Here is a 3,207-nt window from a genome sequence, read left to right on the forward strand (position 1 = left end):
CAATTCGCTCTCTGAGACATCAATATGATCTGCAATTAAATACAGCGTTTGCGGCGTGTAAATATGAGAACGATTATTGCTTAAATCGAGAGTGTTTGCCGTCAATCTCACATCCCCCTCAGCAGACAACACATTCTCAACACTGATCTCTCCTGATACTGATGTCAATGTTGCACTGCCATAGCCCATGACCTGATCATAATAGATGTCGTTGCCTGCAAAAATTTCAATATTGCCACCACTGGCAATCTGACCAACCTTCACCCCTTCTTTTGCTGTAATCAAAAGAAAGCCCTTTTCATCTAAAACAAGATCCCCTGAACCGCCCGTAGAAACGACACCTGTCATCAGTGTGCCTGCATCAAGGCTGCCAACCTTTAAAACAGCTTCTTCACCCGTCATCAGTGAAGAAAAGTCAACCGCCCCGCCCTCAATATTTGCCTTGCCATAGGCTAAAAGTTGCCCAAAATGAACGGGAGCATTTGTTGCTGGTTGTGCTTGAATGGCAACATTTTGATGCGACAGAATTGTTTGAGAAACAGATAGCCCGTTATGAGAAACCAGGGTGATATCTCCTGCTCCATAAACACTTTCAGCAACAATCGCACCTTGACTGCTCTGGAGATCAACATCCCCTTGGGTGCCAAGAACAACAACACCAGCAGCACCCGTTGCCGCCAGATCAACCCCACCGGCTAAAAAATGAGCTTGTATATCACCACCGGCATGCGCCTTGAGATTCCCTTGCGCTAAAACAATCCCCTCAAGCTTCAAGTCTCCGCCCGATTCAAGAGCCATATCAGCACCTGACCCTAGCCCTGAAACTTGAAGTGTCTGGCGCGAAGACAGCTCCATATTGCCCCCAGAGGTTGCCTTACCGGCAATCGATAAAAGCCCATCCTGCGCCTCTATCTTCAAATGACCATCAGCACCAACCGTTTCTAACGTCACATCCTTATGGGCGGCAATATCAATATGCTTTTTCGAGGTGATGTGCTTTGCCAATACGCTCTGGCTTTTCGATTTGAGGACAACACCCCCATGACCAAAAACATTCTTCAACGAGATTTTCCCGTCAGCAGAAAGATGCAACTGCCCCGCATTGGCGGCCATATCATGGCGCATGCGAACCCCAACACCTTTTTCTGTTGCCACAAGTTTTATTCTGTCCGCCTGTAGAGCCCCCAAAGCAGAACCATCTATCGCATATTCCGGTTTACCAGTAATATCGGTCAGTTCTTTCATTTCCCGTGAAGCATAATCAAAGTGACCCGTCCCTGCTGTCACACCAATTTCTCTGCCCGCAACAGCTCCTTCAAAATGCACTGTGCGTGAGACAATATCGACAATATCAACCGCCCCTTGGCCTGAGAAAAAATTGGCTCCCTTGGCGCCAAAGGTAATATCCCCACCTCGCACCTCAAAGCCTTTCAAAAAACCGCTCGCATCAATTTCGGGAACACCTGTGGTTAAGGTCGCATGGGGCGTATTGATAAAGCCACAACCATCACAGCTTATCCCATTGGGATTGGCTATAATCACATCGGCTGGGCTCCCAAAAACCTCTCCTGGACCATGAAGCGCACTGCGCTTGCTGCTGGTCACTTCATTTAAAATCACTTTCGCTGAACCCGTGAAACGCAAATGCGGATTGCCCGGCATAATGCCCCCCAACTGCGATTGCCCCACTTCTTGCGCATGATTGTTCCAAATCACACCCGGATTTCCAATATTAAAATCGTTATATTTATTGTGCGATAAGCCCTTGCCATTGGGGGTAACAATATCAATCGAGGGAACCCCATTGGGCGCTGCCACTATATCTGGACGATGGGCGGCATTCGCGTTAGGATCCACAGTAATTTGCGCCTGTAACGCTGAAGGGGCTAACAAACAAGAAAAACCAAGTCCCCCAAATAAAACCTTTTTGAGCATCGTACTGGAGACTAAAACACCTAATAAAGCTGCTCTTTCTGCTCTCTTCTCATATCTCATACTTTAACTCCCCAATAAAAAATGCTTAAAGTTCCATTGTTAATGTCATAAAAAATGTTCCTGATTTTTTGTGCTTAACTGTGCTCCAAAAAATACTGGAATAACTGGCATCAAGAGAGACCATGCCTCCCGCAAGCTTGACACCTGCTGTCCAACCGGCAAGCTGATCACTCTTAATCCCATACAAGGGTTGTGCAAAAACACGCCCATAATCCAAACCAACATAAGGGCGAAGTTCTCCAAAAACCTTTTTGAAGGTCGCGTGATTGCTCCACGGAATGGTGCGTAGCAACAAATCATTCCGGCTAAAAAAACCGTTATTGCCAAAAAGCAAACTCTCACGCGTGCCACGAACATTGGAAGCGCCCCCCAACGAAATCTGTTCAGCTCCCAATAAATTATGCGGTGAATATTGACCACTCAAAAGATTGCTCAGTATAAAGTCCAAGCCCCCTACCTTAAAAGGCGTCATGACACTAAGCGTACCGGTAAATTTGGCAAATTGTGGCTCCGCATCCCCTGCTCCTGGCGCATGTTTCTTTACTGAATGAAACAAGGGAAGCCCTTGCAAATAACTCACATCAAAGGTCCAAGTCCCCCCCAACATCTGGCGCGAATGCGAAATGCCAAAATTGGCGACGCTATATTGACGGCTGCCCACTTCAATCTTATTGCCAAGAAGGTAATTGTTGGTTCTTTTATAAGAAAGACCCAAATTCAAGGTTGTAAGGGAAACACTATCACGGTAAAGAACCCTGCTTGTACTGGCGTGCAACTCACTGGAATCCCCCGTCGTCTCAATATCGGTAAAATTGCCAGGGATAATGCTTTGGTAATTATAAACAGTGCCATTCAATCCAAAGGTCCAATAACCATATGGAATACTCACACTCGCTGAAATGTTATTACTATGTCCTTCTTGCTTGCTCCCACCCCAATAATCGGGCTCACTGCGTTGATAGTTAAAATCCCACGCATCATTCATCCCTAAAATATTTTCTACCCTCAAGCCCGCACTATAACGCGCATAACCCGTGGAAGATTGTCCCATATTGTCATGAGAAACAGTAACCTTGAAAGTTTTATCGGGATGATTGTTAATATTGACAATGGTGCTCCCTTCTTCACGCCCTGGAAGAAGTTCGCTTTGAGCGTGCGCTGAACTCAAACGGTTGATCTGATCAAGCCCCTGTTCAATATCGCGCATGTTCA

The 3,207-nt window shown here is 46.3% G+C and carries 2 protein-coding genes; both read right to left on the reverse strand.

Annotation, left to right across the window (positions count from 1 at the left end; translation table 11 throughout):
• Window positions 1–1,995, reverse strand: a 1,995-nt coding sequence (locus ACFILZ_RS09420) for a filamentous hemagglutinin N-terminal domain-containing protein (RefSeq protein WP_375611005.1), incomplete at its 3' end; no start/stop codon positions are given.
• Window positions 1,996–2,020: 25 nt separating this feature from the next.
• The coding region (locus ACFILZ_RS09425; RefSeq protein ID WP_375611006.1) for a ShlB/FhaC/HecB family hemolysin secretion/activation protein at window positions 2,021–3,207 on the reverse strand (1,187 nt) is incomplete at its 5' end.

The sequence above is a fragment of the Bartonella sp. AP40SXNS genome (assembly GCF_042195825.1).
Taxonomy (GTDB): Bacteria; Pseudomonadota; Alphaproteobacteria; order Rhizobiales; family Rhizobiaceae; genus Bartonella.